Raw genomic sequence first — 19,882 nt, forward strand, 5'->3', positions numbered from 1 at the left:
GTCGGCAGCGAAGGCATCAAAAAACACAAAAACAAAAAAGAGTGCGAATGCAAATCAATATTGATTAATATTATCAGCGTCCGCGCCCCTTCCACCGACACGGGCGGCGCATCTTCACACAATCTCCACAATCCTCATGGACTTCCCTTCGACGGCATGTCTGCTATCCCAATCCCCCAGCCTGACATTCACCCCATGACCCGCGCCCATGTCCTGGTGGTGGAAGACGAACTCAAGATTGCCGCCCTGCTCTCGGATTACCTGCATCAGGAGCACTACACGGTCAGCCTGCTGGACAGCGGACTGCCAGTCATGGACAAGGTCCGCGCCGATCCCCCCAGCCTGATCCTGCTGGACATCATGCTGCCCGACATGGACGGGATGCGCCTGTGCCGGGAGATCCGGCGCATCTCCGCCGTACCCATCATCATGCTCACCGCCCGGATCGAGGAAGCCGATCGGCTCAGGGGCTTTGAACTGGGCGCGGATGACTATGTCTGCAAGCCTTTCAGCCCCCGGGAGGTCATGGCCCGGGTTCAGGCCCTGCTGCGCCGGGCGGGACAAGAGCCGATAACAGCGTCGATGCACACCCAGGATGCCTTGGGACTGCATCTTGAACCCACGCGTCACCGGGCCGTGTTCAACGGCCGGGAACTCACCCTCACCCCCGTGGAATTTCGTCTGCTGCAACAGTTTCATGATCAGCCGAACACCGCCCTGAGCCGGGAAAGCCTGCTCGACGGTCTCTACGATGACCATAGGGTGGTAACGGCACGCACGGTGGATAGCCACATCAAGAACCTGCGCAGGAAACTGCAGGCTGCAGCGCCGGGACACCAGCGGATCCAGGCGGTCTATGGTGTCGGCTACCGCTTTAAACCGCCGCAAGCCGGTTGATGTCACCGCCGTCCATGAGGACATCAACCGACCGCAATCAGGACGGCGTCAGTCCGCCTCGGACCAGCGGGCACCCTCATCCACCGAGAAGCTCAGCACCAGGTTATAGCGAGAGGCATCGAAACTGACGTCGGCCACTTCACCCCCCTCTTCCACCACATGATTCACTTCCACCAGATACTGGCCTGCCCAGGGAGTTTCCACTTCGACACGGCCATCCTGATCAGTGGCCAGAGACTTCTCCCAGCGGGGCGGTCCGTAGACGGTGAGGCGGGTACGGGCCAGCGGCTCGCCACGGAACAACAGGGTGAAGCGGTTGCTGCCGGGCGCATCGGGGACCAGATCCAGTTCCAGAAGGGATTTCACCTCGCTACGCCCGGCCCTGGCCATGAAGGTGGTGCGCGTCACCGAAGTGGCCTGACGCATGGCACGAGGTGCCATGGGCTCCACCACCGCCAGATCGCCCTGGTGGGTGGTGGCAAGCCGGATATGATCCGGACGACGCTCGGCACTCACCTTCAGGCTATCGGGCAGCACGATGGCAGCCTGGATGTTGTCCAGGCGACCGCCGGTTTTTTCAACAATCCCCCGATGCCATTCACCGAAACGAACCTTTGCGGCACCGTCCGCCTCCCGCTCCACCCAGATGTAGTGGGCGTGAGCCGGGGCCAGCAACGTCAGGCCCAGTAACACGACAACGATCATAAAGCGCATGACATTCATCTCCAGTCAGTGATTAATCGATGGGGCGAACCCGGCTCAGAAGGCCACGTTCATGCTGATCCAGTAATTCCGGGACTTGGCCTTGATGTTGTAGTCATCGGTGTAACTGGGGGTGTAGGTGCCGTCAGGCTGCTCCACGAATCGGACCTGATAGGAGGTGAAATCCTGGTCCAGCAGGTTGTTGATGCGGCCATTGAGGGTCACATGCTTGCCCAGTCGATAACCGGCCCCCAGGTGCAGAATCTCGTAATCCTTCCAGTACAGGGCGCGATCGTTGTCGGTATCCCAGCCGCGATAGCGGTCGGACCGGGCCTCCAGGGTCAGGAAGGTGTTGAAGTTCTGGTTCACCTGCCAGTCGAGGGTGGCGTTGAGCATATGCTTGGCGGTACCGGTCAGAGGTCTGCCCTCCTGCGGTCCGCTCTTCTGCTCGGAATCTGTATAGGTGTAGTTGCCGCGCAGGGAGACCGCCGGTGTGATCCGGTAACGTCCGGCCAGCTCGATGCCCTGAATATCCGCCCGATCAATGTTGTAGCGCTGGCTGAAGGTGGTGTACCCCAGCTCCGCCCAGCCTTCGCCGATATCAGCGCAGCGCTCGCCCGGTGCCGCGATTTCGCAGTTGGGGATGCTGTCACCTCGGGCGATCTTGTCCTTGAAGCGGTTGGCGAATAGGGTGGCATTGAAGCTGTGGCCCATCGGGCTGCTGAAATACACCGCCAGCTCACTGTTGAGGCTGGTCTCCGGCTGCAGGTCCGGACTGCCCACGGTCGGGTTCACCCCCTGAGACGTAAAGCCGGTGATCCCCGGAAACAGGTCGCTGGCCTTGGGCGTCTTGTAACCGGTGCTGACACCGCCCTTTACGGTCCAGTCAGGGTTGACGGTATAGACCGCGTAGAGACGGGGGCTGGTCTGTCCACCGAAACGATTGTGATCGTCGTAACGCACCCCTCCTGTCAAGGTCAGGCGCTCGGTGATGTCCCAGTTGTCTTCCACGAAGACCGCCCACTGACGATGGGGTTGCACCGTGCCGGAACGGAAACCGTCGCCGTACATGCCGAACACGCCATCCTCCATCTCGGCATCAATGTACTGACCGCCCACAACCAAGTAGTGACGTTCCAGTGGCACCTCCAGCTTGGCATCCAGGGTGGTCTGACGGGTTTCCATCACCCGGGTATCCCGGGGCAGAAAGCTCTGGAATTGAGCCAGCTGATCGGGGGTCAGCAGGGTTTCCAGCAGCGCCAGCTTCTGGGCTTCGTCATGATTGTTGTTGGTGCCCATCTGGGCCGGCGAGCACCCTGCGGTGGAACCAGCGGCCACGCAGGCGGCATCCCAGAGCCCCTGCATCTCTGCGCGCTCTTCCACGGTAAAGGGCAGGGAACGTCCCTTGTTCTGGGTATTCACGTGGGAAAGGACAATATCACTGACTCCCATATCCCAGTAACCTACATGACCGATGGACCACTGATCCCGGGTAAACCGCTGATCATCCGTGTAGCCCACCCGCGGCTGGACCACGCCCGCATTGGATGCGCGCCATATGGTGCCGTAATCGTCCAGGGTGCCCAGCTGACTGTCATCGTTGTCGTACTTCTGGCGGGAGGCATCCACGTCCAGCGTGAATTCGTGCCGTTCGCTGGGGGTGAAGGTCAACCGCGCACCGGCACTGTAGATGGTGTTATCCACGGTGCGGCCACCGCCGCCAAAGCCCAGGGTGCGCTCGTGAACCACGCCCGACGGATCGCGGACCGGTGCATAGCTGGGGTTGGAGGCATCCCGCTCGTAATAGTTGCCCCGCACACTCAGCCCCAGCTTGCCCGGCACCAATGGGCCCATCACGACGAAGTCAGTGGTCCGGTCATTGCCGAAATCCGAGTTCTCCTCGATGGTCTGGCCGTGGGTGATGGAACCGGTCCAGCGATCCGGGGTCTTGCGGGTGATGATGTTGATCACACCGCCGATGGCATCCGCCCCGTAGAGGGTGGACATGGGGCCGCGGATCACCTCGATGCGCTCGATCATCTCCAGCGGCGGGATGTGATTGAACTGGTTGCCACCGAAATTATTTGGATACAGATCGCCGATGTTGTTCTGCCGCCGACCATCAATCAGGATCAGGGTGTAGTCTGCCCCCATGCCACGCATGCTGATGGTGCCCTGACCGGTTTTGTCGGTGGTTTCCCCCACATCCACACCCTCGATATCACGAACGGCATCCAGCAGGGTGATATAAGGCCTGGAGGCCAGTTCCTCGCGAGTGATCACGGAGATGCTGGCTGGAGCATCAGTAATCTTTTGCTCGAAACCGGCTGCGCTGGTGACGGTAATCTCGTCCAGACGCACCGTTTCGGAGGCGTGGGCCACGGACGAGCCGAGCAGCCCCATGGCCATGCAAACGGCAGCGCGAAGTTTCAGTGGACAGACAGGACAGGGGCGAGATCGACAGGCTTGCGCCATGACTCAAACTCCTTTCTTGATGAGAATGGATCGGTGTTGGCGGGCTTGTCGATCCAGTCTCCCCCGGCATTGCCCGGTCGTGCTGGATTCAGACTGGCTGGCTACGAATAAGCAAAAGAAATAGGCTTAATAAATAAAAACAATTTTGCAAATGATAATCACCCTTGATTGCTGTCCGCAAGCTTCATCTACATCCGGATCGATGATCATGGTGAAGTTTCACAATCTCTTCACATTTCCAAAGGAATCATGAGCCCATGCGCTCGTTTCACCCCCCTGCTCCTGGGCTGCGCACCAAGTTGTTTCTGGCCATGTTGATCACCTTCGCCGTCCTGACCCTGGCCATCATGGGTGCCATGCGCCTGAGCTTTCAGCACGGGCTTACAGGCTATCTGGACCAAGTGGAGCAGGAGCGGGCGCAGAACTTCAGCCGCACCCTGGCGGCCTATTACCAGACACACGGTAATTGGGAGTCTTTACAGCAGAATCCGCGCCTATGGGGGCGCATGCAGCGCATGGCCAACGGCGCGCCGCCCGCTTATCCGTCCGAAGACGCAGTGCTCCAGGATCTGATCCGGCGGCCGGGACGTCTTGCACTGCTGGACGAGACGGGCCACAGGCTGATCGGACCGCCCCTGCCGTTCCCGGACGAGGGCAAGCGTTACCCGGTGCAGGTGCACGGCACCACCGTGGGCATCCTGTATGTGATGCCGTCCACCCACATCACCGACGGGCTGGCCCAGCAGTTCGAGCGCCAGCAGGAACGGATCCTGGGTCTCATCGGCCTGATCGCCCTGCTGGTGGCCGCCATCGCCTCCTACCTGCTGGCCAACCGCCTGCTGGGTCCGCTGCAGGCCCTGACGGGCGGCACCCGCGCACTGACCACGGGCGACTACTCGGCCCGGGTACAGCTGCGCACCCGGGATGAATTCCAGGCCCTGGCCGACGACTTCAACCAGCTGGCCGCCACCCTGGAGCAGAATGAAGCGGCCAGGCGCCGCTGGATCGCCGACATCTCCCATGAACTACGTACCCCCCTGTCGGTACTGCGGGGAGAAATGGAGGCGCTGGAAGACGGCATCCGCACGCTGGACATGCAGGCCCTCCAGTCACTGCAGGCGGAGGCGGCCCTGCTGGGAAAACTGGTGGATGATCTCTATCAGCTGGCCCTGTGCGATGTGGGCTCCCTGGACTGTCACCGGGAAACCGTGGACATGACCGCCCTGCTGCGGGAGATCGTGGCCCAGCACCAGACCCGTTTCACCCAGCAACGACTGACCATCACCCAGGCACTGCTGCCGGCCCCGGCCTTCGTCCAGGCCGACCCGACCCGCCTGAAGCAGTTGCTGAACAACCTGCTGGAAAACACCCTGCGTTACACGGACCCGGGCGGCAGACTGCATGTGGAGACCCGGCAACAGGATCGGCAACTCATCATCACCCTGGATGACACCGCCCCCGGCGTGCCCGCGGACGCCCTGCCCCTGCTGTTCGAACACCTGTTCCGGGTGGAGCCGTCCCGCAGCCGGCGCCACGGTGGCGCGGGCCTGGGTCTGGCCCTGTGCCGGCGTATCGTGGAAGGTCACCGGGGGCGGATCACCGCCGCACCCTCCCCCCTGGGTGGCCTGCGGATCAGCGTCTGCCTGCCGCTGACCAAGCCGTGACCGGAAAGCGGGTTCTCACCACCAGTCCACCACACCGTGCCCAGGCAACAGGCGATAGCGCCATGTGCCGTCCGGGTATGCCGACTGCAGGAGGGGGGCAGTAAAGAAGAAAGGGGTAGGTAGCAGCATCCAAGGGGAACACCGCACCGGGTCAAATCGGGCACGAATGCCTGTAGTATTGAGGCCTGAGGCCACAACACAGATTGGAGCACAGGCATGGCGAACGAAGGCTATCACGAGCCCATTGACGAACTCAGCGACGAGACCCGCGACATGCACCGGGCCATCGTCTCGCTGATGGAAGAACTGGAAGCGGTGGATTGGTACAACCAGCGCGTCGACGCCTGCAAGGATGCCGAACTCCGGTCCATCCTCCAGCACAACGCCGACGAGGAGAAAGAGCACGCCGCCATGGTTCTGGAATGGATTCGTCGGCGCGACCCGGTCTTCGACAAGGAACTACGCGACTGGCTGTTCACCGACAAGAAGCTGGATCACTGAGGCGACCGCCTCAATGGGCGACCCGCGGCTTTCCCAGGCGGCCTGCCATGGTTGACGCATGGGCTTGAGAAAGGTGTTTGAGGGCGGGGCCTGAGGAAATGGTGGTGGTGGTGTTTCCCACCCCCAATCGCCGATCACCGGATGAGGAAGTACCGCCAGGGTGGCTTTGACGCCCTGCTGCCCAAGCCACGCCAGGATCGTGGCCAGCCCCGGCGCCTGTCAGCGGTCGTCACCGAGGCCCTGATCGCCCTGACGGAGGAACATGCCTCCTGGTCCGTGCGCCAGTTCTCGGTTGTCCTGTGTCCCAGGACATGGGACAGGCTTCGTCGCGGAACAGTGATGACGGCAAGCGATGGATCACGATCATGGTACGGCTCTCGCTGAGCGCTGCCGTAGTCGTGCTTGCTCGTCCCGGCCAGCCCGGACTATAATGGTGGCAAATGGACTGGGAGTGCCCGGTCGGCGTCTGAGCTTCGGTGAGTGTCATCGAGGCTCTTCGCTTTTCTGGGGGAAGCGTTTTAATCCCCACTGCTCGTAGCCCACCCCGGCATTCTGCCTGCCGCCCTGGCAGTAGAATTTCTGCTTGAGTGTTTCGAAGGCACGGTTGTTCTGCTCAGGCCTCAGGATGTGCAGCCCGATGGGGCGAGCCACCAGGTCTGCCAGCTGTAGCCCAGCCGAATTTGCCTTCTTGTCGGCAAAGCGGATGTCGAAGTTGAAGGCCTTGTTCAGGCGGTTATGGCCATCACACAGGCGGCGAAACTCAAGCTCCAGCTCGTCATCTTCCCTGCGACCACGCCGCTCGACCACAACATGCGTCACCCTGTCCTCTTGCCTCTCCTCGGCAAGAAACTCATAGAGGCTCTCCAGGCAAAACCCCAGCGCGAGGTGATAGGGGTTTTCTGACTCGGCTTGCTGTGGTGTCAACCGAGCCTTCTCGATCACACAGCTGACCAGGATGAATTGACTGGTATTGATGATGCCCGTCAATTCATCGAGAAATGCCTGTTTGTGCTCGCGATTCCTGAAAAACGTGAAGTCGCCATTCTCCTTGCGAATTTCATGCTCGTGAAGAATAACCAGATCATGGCCAAAGTGGCGGAACTTGAACTTCTGCAGCTCAGAAACGACAGTCTCGCTGTAATAGCACTTGTGAAAGATACAGAAGGCCAATACAAAAACCGGGTAATGAGGATCAAGTGACTGCAAGCCATGATCGCCGCTTTCGTCCACGTAGACGATGTAGTCGCTAAAATTGTCCATAGCTGATTTCCTACTGTCTTCCCTTCACATCAGCGCAGGCGAATACGCTTGTTGGACTGGATCGCCTCTTCCAGTTCGCGCTTGAGTGCGTCGAGGAAGGCATCCACCTCCTGCGTTTGGAGGCGCTCGTCCAGTCGGCCATCGATGCATCACGGCACACGCGCTCATCAAGAAAATCGTCCCAGTGGTAGACTTCCAGGATCTCCGCTCGCGTGACGAAAACATCGGCCACCACGGTCTCGATGAACTCAACCAGGAGTGCACTGCATACAAGTGCGGCACAGAACGCCACTTGGGTCGCCAGCTGGTCATCGCCATCCCGCAGCGCTTGCCAAAATGGCGGTTCCAGCCGCTCAAGGCGCTGACAAACCGCGCTGCCCACGCGCGTCGCCGTGGCGGGACGCGCCTTCTGCAGACGATTCCCGTCATGGATCGCGGCCTTCCACGCCGTCTGGTCAGCCCCGGATAGCATCAGATCCGCCAGGACACGACTCTCGAAGACCATCAGAGACCCGCCCCTGAGGTGGGTTTTTTCATTCCCGGTCCCAGGGCCGAGCGATCGGCATCAGCCGTCCGAGTTGTCCCGCTTAGGTGGCCCAGTGTGGCCCAGCGCCATGAGGCGGGATTGATGGTGAGAGAGGGAGCGGCGTAAGTGCCTGATTTGAATGGTGGGTCGTGTAGGATTCGAACCTACGACCAATGGATTAAAAGTCCACTGCTCTACCAGCTGAGCTAACGACCCATTGAACTGACGTTCCTGGGGGGATCATGCGCTCCGGCGGGGGGCCGGAAAGGGCACGTATTCTACTGAAGTTCTCGGGGATTGCAAGGGCTTTGATGGGGGGCGGGCAGCCGTGCCCGCCCCCCATGACCCTCGAGGTCACATGGCTTCCAGCTTCCTCAGCTTGCCCGGAAGCAGCCGCATGTCCACCAGGCTGGTGAGGAAGGCCTTGCCGAAGCTGGCTTCATCCTCGTAGAGCATCTTGTAGTACTGGATCTTCATGGTCAGCGCCGCCCCGAAGACGATGCTGGCGAAGGTGAGAAAACCACCCAGGGCCAGGGTGGAGATGCCGGTGATGCCCTGACCGATGGTGCACCCCATGGCCAGCACCCCACCGAAGGCCATGAGGATGGCGCCGACGAAGTGATTGACGAAATCCCTTACCGAGGCAAACCACTCGATGCGAAACGCCTTGGTGACCAGCGCCCAGAACAGGGAGCCCAGGATGACACCGACCAGGGCCATCACACCGATGTAGAGCACCGCCGAGTCAAACCCGCTGCCCACATAACGGAGACTCTGCCCCATGGGGTTGATGAAGGTGAACGACTGCGCCGACCAGGGGGCTGCCTCGGCGGGTCGGGCATCCGGGTCGTCGGCCAGGAAATCCCAGTCCTGCACGTATTCGTTCAGGGTGTTCTGACCACCGAAACCATCGTCGATCATGGCCTGACTGGTCACGTACCAGGCCCCCACCACCATCAGGCCAATCACCACACCGCCAAGGATATTGTCGAAACTGCGACGGAAATCTGCGTTCTTGAAGATGAAGAACAGGACCCCGGCAGCCAGGATGAGACCGATGATCAGGCGCGCGATGGCGCCATGCTCCGTGCCTGCCACCAGGGAGCCCAGATCCTGCTGGTTGCCCAGGTTGATGGCGAGGGGGTTCATCCAGGGGTAGAACAGCGTGGAGTAAAGGGTGTGCGAGGTGCCCGGGAAGGGATTGATCATGAAGTAGGCGATCACGGCAATAATGAGCAACACCATGATGGACTTGATGTTGCCGCCGCCCACCCGCACCAGGATCTTGTTGCCGCAGCCACTGGCCAGGCTCATGCCGATACCGAACAACAGGCCGCCCAGCAGGTGCTCGATCCAGCGGAACTGGGGGGATCGGTAGGGCGGGAAGGCCCCGTCGGCGTTCACCATGCCGAAAATCTCGAACAGGATCACACCCAGCATGGCCACGGCAATGGCCAGCAACCAGGCCCGCATACGGCCCAGGTCGCCCATGTTGACCCAGTCGGAGACGGCCCCCATGGTGCAGAAGTTGGTCTTGTTGGCCACCGCGCCGAAGATGAAGGCCAGCACGAAAATGGATGTCAGCACCACGGCCGCCGCCGCGGTAAAGCTCTCGAATACCATGTTATCTCCTCCTCCGGGTAGCGGGGGGCGTCTGTGCGCCCATGTCCTTGGGCCTGAAAGCCCGGACTTTTCTTATCATAGCTTGACATTCTGCAACAGCGAGCCCGATCACACCCATTCAGTGTTTTGAATGGGCAGATCAATGGGACTTGGGGGGCTGCTGCAGGACCGGCCTGCCTGCGAAGCTGGTGGCACCGGAGACACCGCCATTCGCGGCCGAGGGCCGCTCCCACGGGGGCTTTCTGGACGCCTGAGACTCAGGGCTCAGAGGCGATAGCGGGTGGTGTCGGGCAGACCGGCGTCTGCAAAGCCCCAGGCGCGCAGGCGGCAGGCGTCGCACAGGCCGCAGGCGCGGCCTTGGTCATCGGCGCTGTAGCAGGACACGGTGCGGGCGAAGTCCACCCCGGCCTCAACGCCCCGGCGAATGATCTCGGCCTTGGAGAGGTCAATCAGGGGTGTACGGATATGGCAGTGATCACCACCCACCCCAGCTTTGGTAGCCAGGTTGGCCATGGTCTCGAAGGCCTGGATGAATTCCGGGCGGCAGTCGGGATAGCCGGAATAGTCCACGGCGTTCACGCCGATGAAGATGTCCCGGGCGTCGAGCACTTCGGCCCAGGCCAGGGCGATGGACAGGAAGACGGTGTTGCGGGCGGGCACGTAAGTGACGGGGATACCGTTGGAGGGGGCATCGGGTACCTGGATGGCTTGATCGGTGAGGGCTGAGCCACCGAACAGGCCCAGGTTGAGGTCCACCACCCGATGGTCGGCGGCGCCCAGGGATTGCGCCAATTCAGCGGCCGCCACCAGTTCGGCGTGGTGGCGCTGCCCATAGCGAAAGCTCAGGCAATGACAGTCGAAACCCTCGGCGCGGGCCAGGGCCAGGACCGTGGCAGAGTCCATGCCCCCGGAGAGGAGGACGACAGCGTTTTTCATGGTGATTTCCTCAATCTTCATTTGCACCCTGCCGGCGATTGCCCTCCTCTCTCTACCGCCAGTGAGGAAGAGGCTCAAATGCCCCTGGCCCGTGGAACAAGCTCCCCCGAGAGGGGCGCTTGCGGTCATCTGCCCCGGGCATCGTTCCAGAGGACCTTGTGGAGCTGCAACTGGAAACGCACGGGCAGATGATCTTCCACGATCCAGTCTGCCAGGGTGCCCGGTGCCAGGTCACCGAAGGCGACGGAGAACAGCACCTCCACCCGGTCCGCCAGACCATACCGGGTCAGCACCTCCCGCGCCCAATCGTAATCGGCCCGATCACGGATCACGAACTTGACCTGGTCATGGCTGGATAGATGCGCCAGGTTCTCCCACAGGTTGCGGGCAACCTCGCCGGAACCCGGAGTCTTCAGGTCCATGACCTTGATGGCCCGCGGGTCCACGGCGGAAATATCCAGGGCGCCACTGGTCTCCAGGGAGACTTCATGACCGGCATCACAGAGGGCAGCGAGCAGGGGGAGACAGTCGGGCTGGGCCAGGGGCTCGCCGCCGGTCACACAAACATGATGCACGCCGTAGTCCTGTACCCTGGCAAGGATGTCCTCAAGGGGCATGACCCGTCCGCCGGTGAAGGCGTAGGCGGTGTCGCAATAACCACAGCGCAGCGGACAGCCGGTGAGCCGGATGAACGCGGTAGGCCAGCCCACGCTGCGGGACTCCCCCTGCAGGGACAGGAAGATCTCGGTGATCCTCAGGCTGATGGGTGCCGGGGGTGCGTATTCGAGGGTGGGTGTATTCATCAATGACCTTGGCCCTAACCCCTCTCCCCGCAGGGGAGAGGGGCCTGGAGCATATCTTTCATCATCGGGAGTGACTCACCCCCTTGGCATATGGGAGTTAGTCGGAGCGCTCGGCCAGGCGGGCCAGACGCTGTTCTGCCAGGCGTGCCACGGTGGTGCCAGGGTGTTCGTCCCTCACCTGGGTGAGTTGTTCCCGGGCGGCATCCCATTGCCCCAGTTCGTAATGGGTGAAACCCTTCTTGAGCCGGGCATCGGCCTCCTTGTTGCTGCCGGGGTGCTCATCCAGCACCCGAGAAAACTCCTTGAGGGCCTGCTCAAAGTCCCGGGTCACGTAGAAGGCTTCGGCCAGCCAGTATTGCGCATTGGCAGCCAGGAGGCTGTCGGGGTGGTTTTCCAGGAACCCCTGAAAGGCTTCGATGGAGCGACGATGGCGACCCTCCCGCAGCAGGTTGAAGGCATCCTGGTAGGCCTGACGATCATCGCCGGCCGCCTGGGGATCCACCAGGGCCGGTTGCTCCGACGGGGGCTCACCGGCCTGCCGACCCGGACCCGCCCGCTCCAGTCGCTCCAGTCGCTGATCCACATCCAGGTAAAGATCCCGTTGCCGCGTCTTCACCGTTTCCAGTTCATGCCGCAACGCGTCCGACTCACCCCGCAAATCCCGCAGATCCTGATCCATGCCCTCCATGCGGTTGAGCATTTCCATCAGGGCCTGGTTTTCAAGGATGCGTTCCAGGCGCTCCAGGCGTTCTTCCAGTTGCGCCAGCCGGTCCTGAGCCTGCACGGGACCGACCACGGCGCCGGTCAGCAACACCCCGGACACCACCAGGGGAATGATACGCCCCCACATCATTGCTCACCCTCGTAGACGATCTCCACGCGGCGGTTCCGCTCCCAGGCTTCCTCGTTGCTGCCCAGCTCGGCCGGCATTTCCTCGCCATAGCTGATCACCTGAATCTGCTCACCACGGGCCCCCTGAAGCATCAACATGCGGCGCACCGACTGAGCCCGACGCTCGCCCAGGCCCAGGTTGTATTCGCGGGTGCCGCGCTCGTCGGTATGCCCCTCCAGGCGAACCCGGGCATCGCGATCACGGGACAGATAATCGCCATGGGCGGCGATCACGTCCACGAACTCGGAACGCACCGTGTCACGGTCGAACTCGAAATAGATCACGCGGGTGGACAGGGGGCTATCCGGATCGTCCAGGGCCTCTGCCAGGGGACGGCCATCTCGACCCAGGGGACGCGTCCGAACATCCGGGTCCAGGGTACCAGGGGCGCGGGCATCCGGATCGGTCGCACCCGGCCACTGATCGGCGGGGGTTCCCGCAGGATGGCGGTCTGCAGTGGCACAGGCGCCAAGGGCGGCCACGGCGACCAGCATCACCAAGATCTTCAGGGCCTGAGGCCAGGCGGGGATATTCAGCATGGGGTGTTACCTCGGTAAGGGATTCAGGAAAACAGGGGTTCAATCAAGAAAAGGAGACCAGGCCGGCTCGCGCACCTCGCCGTCTTCCAGCACCAGGCGCTGATGCACGCGGCCATCTTCACTGACCGCCGCCAGCACCCCGCGGCCGCCTTCCGAGGTGGCGTAGATGATCATGCTGCCATTGGGGGCAAAACTGGGGGACTCATCCATGCCGCTGTCAGTGAGGGTGCGAAACAGTCTCGAATCCCGATCCAGCAGGCCAATGCGGAAACGGCCGCCAGAGCCGTGCACCATGGCCAGGCGACGACCGTCAGGCGAGATGGTCACGCCCCCATTGTAGCGTCCCTCGAAGGTGAGGCGCTGGGCCTGACCTCCCCGAGCGGGCACCTCGTAGAGCTGAGGCTGACCGGCCCGATCGGAGGTGAAGACGATGGAGCGGCCATCAGGCATCCAGGCCGGCTCGGTATCGATGGCGCGGTGCTGGGTGACCCGGTTCAGGGACTGATCGGACAGGTCCAGCACATAAATGTCCGGCTGCCCCCCCCTGGACAGGGTCAGGGCCAGGCGACGCCCGTCCGGCGACCAGGCCGGGGCGCCGTTGATGCCCTCATGGCTGGCCACCCGGGTGCGGTTACCGCCATCCAGATCCTGGATGTAGATCTCTGAGCGCCGGTTCTCGAATGACACGTAGGCGAGGCGACGGCCATCCGGCGACCAGGCGGGAGACATGATGGGCTGACTGGAACTGAAGACGGTCTTGGGGTTATGACCATCGGCATCGGCCACCTGCAGGGCGAAGCGCAGATCCCCGTCCCGACGGGTGAGACTCACGTAGGCCACCTGCGTGTCAAAGGCGCCGCGATCGCCGGTGAGGCGCTCATAGATGATGTCGCTGACCATATGCGCGGCGCGGCGCAGGTTGTCACGCTCCACGGGGATGCTGTAACCGGTGAGCTGACGTTCGGAGGCCACGTCCAGGAGCTGGAAGCGCACGGAGTAGCGGTCCCGGCCAGTCTGCTGCAGGCGCCCGACAACCAGATATTCACTGCCCTGGTCGCGCCAGGTGGCGTAGCTCACCTCGTCAGCGCCATGGGGGCGCTGAGGCATGTCATCCGGATCGGCGGGACTGAAGCGGCCGGTGCGGTTGAGGTTGGCGGCGATGATGCCGGCGATGTCTTCCGGGGCCTCTGAGGCCTCGCCGTCCCAGTCGAAGGGGACGATGGCCACGGGCATGGCCCCCTCCACCCCCTGGGTGATACGGATCTCCAGGGCAGCCTGGGCGATCAGGGGTGCGATCACCAGGAGGAGCAGCAGCAGTCGGGTCAGTGATTTCATCTATTTGGCTCGATCATGTTCAGGTAGAGCGCCGGGGATGAGGGTGCCAGAGCCTGGGCTCTCAGCGGCGCTGGGGGCATCAACATACCCATGGCCAGGGTCAACTCGGTTCAAAGGTAAACCGGATCTCCCGGGCAAACAGATCCGGGTCCGGTGGTGACGGCAGAGGCTCAGCCAGGCGCACGGCTCGCTCTACCGAATCGCAGAACACAGCATCTCCCGTGCATTGTTCCACCCTCACCTGCTGGATGAAACCGCCGGGCGACTGACGGACAAACACCACAGCGCTCTGCCCGGACCGATGCCCATCCGGGCGACGCCAACGGCGCTCCACGGCTGAGCGGATGGCGGCTGCGTATTCATTCTGTTGCCTGTCCAGTTCCCGCTGCCGGGCGGCGCGCTGACGTTCTGCCTCGGCCTGGGCCTGGGCCTGCTCAAGACGCCGCTGTTCCGCTTCCATTCGCTCCCGGGTGCGTTGTTCCTCCGCCTGACGCTCCTGCTCGCGGCGTTCCGCCTCCGCCTGCCGTCTTGCCTCCTCCCTCTGACGCTCTTCCTCGGCCCGGCGTTCCGCCTCTTCGCGTTCACGCTGCTCCTGGGCACGGCGCTCGGCCTGCTCACGCTCCCGCTGTTCCCGGGCCCGCCGTTCGGCCTCGGCCCGCTCCTGCTCGGCCTGGGCACGGCGCTCGGCCTCACGTCGTTCCTGTTCCGCCTGGGCACGACGCTGTTCCTCCTGGCGCTGACGTTCCGCCTCGGCACGACGCTGTTCTTCCCGACGCAGGGCCTCTTCCTCACGGCGACGCTCGGCCTCGGCCCGCTCCCTCGCCTGGCGCCGCGCCTCCTCCTGGGCCTGCTCCCGGGCCTGCTCCCGGGCCTGTTGCGCACGATCGAAGGCCTCAGCGTCCATGGCCACCGCCTCCACCACTTCCACCGGCGCCTGCTCGCCCCGGGCCGCAGGTTCGGCGCTGGGCTTGAAGTGCAGGTTCACCCCCAGGACGAGGAACAGCAGAAGGTGAATGGACAGCACCAGCACGAACAGGCGGCCATGCTGCGTCAGCAAGGACCACATGGAATCAGCCGTCCTGTTCAGGCGGGTCGGTGATCAGACCCACGCGCCCGGCCCCTGCCGCCTGGACACTGATCATGGCGTCCACCACCCGACCGTAATCCACGAATCGGTCACCGCGCACGAACACATCCGTGCCCGGCTGCCGGCTGAGCAGGTCGCTGACGATGCCACGCAACTCATCCCGCTCCAGCCCCTCACCCACGCGCGGGCCCTGGTTCAAGGTGATCCGGCCGTCCCGCGAGACAGTCACCACAATGGGCTCACCCTGGTCGGGCGTGGTGTCCAGGGCCTCCGCGTCCGCCTGCGGCAGGTCCACCTCCACCCCCTGCTGCAACAACGGCGCGGTGACCATGAAGATGATGAGCAGCACCAGCATCACGTCGATGAAGGGCACGACGTTGATCTGGGACATGGAGCGGCGGCGACGCCGCAGCGAGACACCTTCAGCCATCAGGCGGGCGCCTCCCCCTGCTCCTGCACGGCGCTCCCCAGCTGGCGCTGCAACAGGGCCGAGAGTTCCTCGGAGAAGTTCTCGTAACGGGCCATGAGCCGATCGATCTCGGCGGAGTAGCTGTTGTAGGCGATCACCGCCGGGATGGCGGCGAACAGGCCCAGGGCCGTGGCGATCAGGGCCTCGGCGATCCCCGGGGCCACCATGGCCAGGGTGGCCTGCTGCACACCGGAGAGGCCGATGAAGGCATGCATGATGCCCCAGACGGTGCCGAACAGTCCGATGTAGGGACTGGTGGACCCCACCGTGGCCAGGAAGGTGAGATAGGTCTCCAGGCTGTCCACCTCACGGGAGACGGCCACCCGCATGGAGCGCTGCGTGCTGGCGGCTACCAGGGCACCGCTGCTGGCATCCCGGGCCAGGCGCCGCCCCCGCAGAAACTCCTTGAAGCCCACGGCGAAGACATGCTCCAGCCCGGCAACATCGTCCTTGCGCCTCAGTCCTTCGTACAGCCGCGACAGATCCGCGCCCGACCAGAAGCGCTCCTCGAACTCATCCGCGGCCCGCCGCGCCTCCCGCAGCACCCGCCACTTGAGGGCGATGACCATCCAGGAGAACACCGAGGCCAGCACCAGGATGAGCATCACCACCTGGACGATCAGGCTGGCCTCAAGGATCAGGCGGTAAAGGGACAGATCAACGCTCACTGCGGGTCTCCGGCATTCATGATGGCAGCAATGGTGTCGGGGATCGGGCGGGGCGTGAACTGCCTGGCATCCAGACAGGCAATCTTGACCTCGCCGCGGCATAACAGTTCCGGGGCTTCGCTTTCCATGCCGCGCCAGACCTCATGATGAATGTGCAGACTGGCCCGACGCTGGTCGGCCACCCGGGCCGTGATGGTCAGGGCGTCGTCCAGCACAGCCGGCCGCAGGTAATCCACCCGGGCGCTGCGCACGGCGAAGATGACGCCCTGCTCCCGCATGAGCCGTTCCTGCTCAAACCCCAGGTGACGCAACCATTCGGTGCGGGAGCGCTCCATGTACTTGAGGTAGTTGGCGTAGAACACCACGCCGCCGGCGTCGGTGTCTTCGTAATAGACGCGCACGGGCCACTGAAAGGCCGGCAACATTGTGCTGTTTTGGGAAGATCGGGACACGAGAACAGTTCACAGTTTGAAGTGGAAGGTGCGTTTCAGGGAGCACTCGGCTCGCCATCGGCGGCTGCCTCGGGGGTATCGAATAGATCCGGCTGGGCGCTGCGCGCCTCCAGGGCAGCGGGCACGCGCAGGCCAAAATGGCGATAGGCGTGACTGGTGGCCATGCGACCTCGGGTGGTGCGCATCAGGAAGCCCTGCTGGATCAGGTAGGGTTCGAGCACATCCTCTATGGTTCCCCGCTCCTCACCGATGGCGGCGGACAGGCTGTCCACACCCACGGGCCCGCCGTCGAACTTCTCGATCACGGACATCAGCAAACGCCTGTCCTGGGCATCGAAGCCGTTGGCGTCCACGTTGAGCATCTTGAGGGCCTGGTCAGCCACCGGGGCGGTGATCACCCCATCCGCCTTGATCTGGGCGTAGTCGCGCACCCGGCGCAGCAGGCGGTTGGCGATGCGTGGCGTGCCCCGGGCGCGGCGGGCGATTTCCAGGGCGCCGGAGGGGTCCAGTTGCGCACCCAGGATGCCGGCGGCGCGGGTGACGATGCGCGCCAGATCCTCGGTGGAATAGAACTCCAGGCGCTGCACGATGCCAAATCGATCCCGCAGCGGCGAGGTGAGCAGACCGGCGCGGGTGGTGGCGCCCACCAGGGTGAACGGCGGCAGGTCGATCTTGATGGAGCGGGCCGCCGGTCCCTCGCCGATGACGATGTCCAGCTGGAAGTCTTCCATGGCCGGATAGAGCACCTCCTCCACCACCGGTGAGAGGCGATGAATCTCGTCCACGAACAGCACATCCCGGGGCTCCAGGTTGGTGAGCAGGGCCGCCAGATCGCCCGGGCGCTCCAGCACCGGGCCGGAGGTCTGTCGCAGGTTCACGCCCAGTTCCTGGGCAATGATGTGGGACAGGGTGGTCTTGCCCAGCCCCGGCGGGCCGAAGATGAGCACATGATCCAGGGCCTCCTGGCGGGCCCGGGTGGCGGAGATGAAGATCTCCATCTGCTCCCGCGCCACGGGCTGGCCTTCATAATCGGCGAGCCGCTGGGGGCGAATGGACCGCTCCAGTGACTCGTCGTCGTTGGGGGTGGCTGCGGGGGTGACGATGCGGTCCGTCATGGGGGGGTGCCGTTCAAAAGTGTGGAGGATAACATTTGGGCTCCGGGCCGGCCGGCGTCAGTTCTTCAGCGTGGCCTTCAGTGCCTGGCGAATCATCTCCTCGCTGCTGTCGCACTCCTTTTCCACCTTGCTCACCAGACGGCTGGCCTCCTGGGGCTTGTAGCCCAGGGAGACCAGCGCCGCCACCGCATCACCGGCGGGATCCGCCGGCCCCGACAACGGGGCAACGCTGCCACCACCCGGCGCGACCTGCCCCTGGATCTGCGCCGTCACCTTGTCCCGCATCTCGATGATCAGGCGCTCGGCGGTCTTGCGGCCAATACCGGGAAGACGGGTGAGCGTGGTGATGTCGTTATCCATCACGCAACGGTGAAAGGCCTCGGCACTCATGCCCGAGAGAATGGCCAGGGCCATCTTGGCCCCCACGCCACTCACCCGGATCAGGCTGCGAAACAGGGCCCGCTCATTGGGGCTGGCAAATGCAAACAGGACATGGGCATCCTCACGCACGTGCAAATGGGTGTGCAGGATCACCTCGTCGCCGGTCTGGGGCAGCTCGTAAAAGGTGGACAGGGGCGCCTCCAGCTCGTAGCCGACACCATTGACCTCCACCATGAGTTGCGGCGGTTGCTTGAGCACCAGCACGCCACGCAAACGTCCGATCATCGACCTCTCCTGGCAAACCCCGCCGGCAGGCGGGACAGGGTGGCATGGGTATGGGCGTGGCACAGGGCCACGGCCAGGGCATCGGCGGCATCCGTGGCGGGTGTGGACTGCAACTCCAGGATCAGCGTGACCATGTGCTGCATCTGCTCCTTGGCCGCCGCGCCGGTGCCCACCACCGCCTGCTTGATGGACCGGGGCGTGTATTCGGCCACCGTGAGCCCGCCCTCCACACCGGCACAGATGGCGGCGCCACGGGCCTGCCCCAGCTTGAGGGCCGAGGAAGGATTGCGCGACACAAAGACCTGTTCCACCGCCATGGTATCGGGCCGGTGCAAGGCGATGATCTCCTGCACCTGCCGAAAGATGAAACCCAGACGCTCGGGCAACGCCTCGCCCTTGACGCGGATACAGCCGCTTTCCACGTAGGTGCTGCGCCGCCCATCGGTGTCCAGGACCCCGTAGCCGGTCACCAGGGAGCCAGGATCTATGCCGATGATGCGCATCAGGACATGCCCTGCATCACCTCGTCCGGGAAGTCGGCGTTGGTATAGATATTCTGCACGTCATCCAGGTCGTCCAGCATGTCCAGGAGCTTGAGCACCTGTTGAGCGCTGTCCGCATCCAGACTGCTGGCCGTGGCAGCGCGCATGGTCACCTCGCCGCGCTCGGGTTTGAAGCCGGCTTCGGTCATGGCCTCGCGCACGCTTTCGTATTCGTCCGGAGAGGTGAGCACTTCCATTGAGCCGTCGTCATTGACCACCACATCCTCGGCACCTGCCTCCAGCGCGGCCTCCATGATGCGTTCCTCATTCAGGCCCTCCGGATAGCTGAGCACGCCCTTCTTGTCGAAGAGGTAGGCCACGGAGCCGTCAGTGCCCAGGTTGCCGCCGCACTTGCTGAAGGCATGTCGCACTTCGGCCACCGTGCGGTTACGGTTGTCGGTCATGCAGTCCACCATGACAGCAGCGCCGCCGGGGCCATAACCCTCGTAGCGAATCTCCTCGTAGGTAACACCTTCCAGCTCGCCGGCGCCGCGCTTGATGGCCCGCTCCACCGTATCCTTGGTCATGTTGGCGTCCAGCGCCTTGTCCACGGCCAGGCGCAGACGGGGGTTGGAATTGGGGTCCGATCCCCCCATGCGGGAGGCCACGGTGATCTCCTTGATGAGCTTGGTGAACAGCTTGCCGCGCTTGGCGTCCTGGGCATTCTTGCGGTGCTGGATGTTTGCCCATTTACTGTGTCCGGCCATGTGATCTCTTCTCTTGGATGATG

Annotated in this window: 22 protein-coding genes and 1 tRNA gene; 4 read left to right on the top strand and 19 right to left on the bottom strand. The window is 63.4% G+C overall.

The features are described 5' to 3' along the window. Window positions 1-195: 195 nt before the first annotated feature. Window positions 196-897 (top strand): response regulator, encoded by a 702-nt coding sequence (locus tag LPW30_RS02925; protein ID WP_239680042.1) that lies wholly within the window; start codon window positions 196-198, stop codon window positions 895-897. Between the two features lie 48 nt (window positions 898-945). Here the strand turns inward: LPW30_RS02925 and LPW30_RS02930 are convergent, their stop codons facing one another. Then, complete coding sequence (locus LPW30_RS02930) at window positions 946-1,611, bottom strand: DUF4198 domain-containing protein (RefSeq protein WP_239680043.1); 666 nt, start codon at window positions 1,609-1,611, stop codon at window positions 946-948. 45 nt (window positions 1,612-1,656) lie between these two features. Then, window positions 1,657-4,074 (bottom strand): TonB-dependent receptor domain-containing protein, encoded by a 2,418-nt coding sequence (locus LPW30_RS02935; RefSeq protein ID WP_239680044.1) that lies wholly within the window; start codon window positions 4,072-4,074, stop codon window positions 1,657-1,659. Window positions 4,075-4,331: 257 nt separating this feature from the next. On the opposite strand from LPW30_RS02935, the gene LPW30_RS02940 reads away from it, so the two are divergent. From LPW30_RS02940 to LPW30_RS02950, 3 genes are all read left to right on the top strand, one after another. After that, on the top strand, window positions 4,332-5,738 hold the full coding sequence (locus tag LPW30_RS02940; protein ID WP_239680045.1) for an ATP-binding protein: 1,407 nt from the start codon (window positions 4,332-4,334) through the stop codon (window positions 5,736-5,738). Window positions 5,739-5,954: 216 nt separating this feature from the next. Further along, on the top strand, window positions 5,955-6,239 hold the full coding sequence (locus LPW30_RS02945) for an encapsulin-associated ferritin-like protein (protein WP_238623648.1): 285 nt from the start codon (window positions 5,955-5,957) through the stop codon (window positions 6,237-6,239). Between the two features lie 141 nt (window positions 6,240-6,380). Then, on the top strand, window positions 6,381-6,623 hold the full coding sequence (locus LPW30_RS02950; RefSeq protein WP_128571940.1) for a helix-turn-helix domain-containing protein: 243 nt from the start codon (window positions 6,381-6,383) through the stop codon (window positions 6,621-6,623). A gap of 99 nt (window positions 6,624-6,722) precedes the next feature. Here the strand turns inward: LPW30_RS02950 and LPW30_RS02955 are convergent, their stop codons facing one another. The 17 genes from LPW30_RS02955 to LPW30_RS03035 all read right to left on the bottom strand — a co-directional run bounded on the left by LPW30_RS02955 (window position 6,723) and on the right by LPW30_RS03035 (window position 19,859). Beyond that, complete coding sequence (locus tag LPW30_RS02955; protein WP_025282394.1) at window positions 6,723-7,499, bottom strand: DUF3800 domain-containing protein; 777 nt, start codon at window positions 7,497-7,499, stop codon at window positions 6,723-6,725. 10 nt (window positions 7,500-7,509) lie between these two features. Then, entirely contained in the window at window positions 7,510-8,004 is a 495-nt protein-coding gene (locus LPW30_RS02960) for a BrxA family protein (protein WP_239680046.1), read from the bottom strand. A 161-nt stretch (window positions 8,005-8,165) separates the two neighbouring features. Beyond that, a tRNA-Lys gene (locus LPW30_RS02965) sits at window positions 8,166-8,241 on the bottom strand. A gap of 138 nt (window positions 8,242-8,379) precedes the next feature. Then, entirely contained in the window at window positions 8,380-9,648 is a 1,269-nt protein-coding gene (locus tag LPW30_RS02970) for a YeeE/YedE family protein (RefSeq protein WP_025280671.1), read from the bottom strand. Between the two features lie 264 nt (window positions 9,649-9,912). After that, window positions 9,913-10,590, bottom strand: a complete 678-nt coding sequence (gene queC / locus LPW30_RS02975) for a 7-cyano-7-deazaguanine synthase QueC (protein WP_239680224.1) — start codon at window positions 10,588-10,590, stop codon at window positions 9,913-9,915. Between the two features lie 119 nt (window positions 10,591-10,709). Next, window positions 10,710-11,387, bottom strand: coding sequence for a 7-carboxy-7-deazaguanine synthase QueE (gene queE / locus LPW30_RS02980; protein WP_239680047.1), 678 nt, complete (start codon window positions 11,385-11,387; stop codon window positions 10,710-10,712). Between the two features lie 97 nt (window positions 11,388-11,484). Beyond that, on the bottom strand, window positions 11,485-12,240 hold the full coding sequence (gene ybgF / locus LPW30_RS02985; protein WP_239680048.1) for a tol-pal system protein YbgF: 756 nt from the start codon (window positions 12,238-12,240) through the stop codon (window positions 11,485-11,487). Continuing rightward, complete coding sequence (gene pal / locus LPW30_RS02990; RefSeq protein WP_026623548.1) at window positions 12,237-12,818, bottom strand: peptidoglycan-associated lipoprotein Pal; 582 nt, start codon at window positions 12,816-12,818, stop codon at window positions 12,237-12,239. The genes ybgF and pal overlap by 4 nt, the downstream gene beginning before the upstream one ends. A gap of 39 nt (window positions 12,819-12,857) precedes the next feature. Beyond that, a complete protein-coding gene (tolB, locus tag LPW30_RS02995; protein WP_239680049.1) occupies window positions 12,858-14,153 on the bottom strand; it encodes a Tol-Pal system beta propeller repeat protein TolB in 1,296 nt (431 codons plus the stop codon). 100 nt (window positions 14,154-14,253) lie between these two features. Continuing rightward, complete coding sequence (gene tolA, locus LPW30_RS03000; RefSeq protein ID WP_239680050.1) at window positions 14,254-15,219, bottom strand: cell envelope integrity protein TolA; 966 nt, start codon at window positions 15,217-15,219, stop codon at window positions 14,254-14,256. A 4-nt stretch (window positions 15,220-15,223) separates the two neighbouring features. Beyond that, window positions 15,224-15,670 (bottom strand): protein TolR, encoded by a 447-nt coding sequence (gene tolR / locus LPW30_RS03005; RefSeq protein WP_025280665.1) that lies wholly within the window; start codon window positions 15,668-15,670, stop codon window positions 15,224-15,226. Continuing rightward, window positions 15,670-16,377, bottom strand: a complete 708-nt coding sequence (gene tolQ / locus LPW30_RS03010) for a protein TolQ (protein WP_239680051.1) — start codon at window positions 16,375-16,377, stop codon at window positions 15,670-15,672. Before tolQ ends, tolR begins: the two co-directional genes overlap by 1 nt. Then, window positions 16,374-16,802, bottom strand: coding sequence for a tol-pal system-associated acyl-CoA thioesterase (gene ybgC, locus LPW30_RS03015; protein WP_239680052.1), 429 nt, complete (start codon window positions 16,800-16,802; stop codon window positions 16,374-16,376). Before ybgC ends, tolQ begins: the two co-directional genes overlap by 4 nt. Before the next feature lie 62 nt (window positions 16,803-16,864). Further along, window positions 16,865-17,944: a Holliday junction branch migration DNA helicase RuvB gene (gene ruvB, locus LPW30_RS03020; RefSeq protein WP_238623656.1), complete on the bottom strand. Its 1,080-nt coding sequence runs from the start codon at window positions 17,942-17,944 to the stop codon at window positions 16,865-16,867. Window positions 17,945-18,001: 57 nt separating this feature from the next. Beyond that, window positions 18,002-18,610 (bottom strand): Holliday junction branch migration protein RuvA, encoded by a 609-nt coding sequence (gene ruvA, locus LPW30_RS03025; protein WP_239680053.1) that lies wholly within the window; start codon window positions 18,608-18,610, stop codon window positions 18,002-18,004. Further along, window positions 18,607-19,116, bottom strand: a complete 510-nt coding sequence (ruvC, locus tag LPW30_RS03030; protein ID WP_420796511.1) for a crossover junction endodeoxyribonuclease RuvC — start codon at window positions 19,114-19,116, stop codon at window positions 18,607-18,609. Before ruvC ends, ruvA begins: the two co-directional genes overlap by 4 nt. Further along, a complete protein-coding gene (locus LPW30_RS03035) occupies window positions 19,113-19,859 on the bottom strand; it encodes a YebC/PmpR family DNA-binding transcriptional regulator (protein ID WP_239680054.1) in 747 nt (248 codons plus the stop codon). Before LPW30_RS03035 ends, ruvC begins: the two co-directional genes overlap by 4 nt. Window positions 19,860-19,882: the final 23 nt, after the last annotated feature.

This window comes from Ectothiorhodospira variabilis, from assembly GCF_022227625.1.
GTDB classification, from domain to species: domain Bacteria; phylum Pseudomonadota; class Gammaproteobacteria; order Ectothiorhodospirales; family Ectothiorhodospiraceae; genus Ectothiorhodospira; species Ectothiorhodospira haloalkaliphila.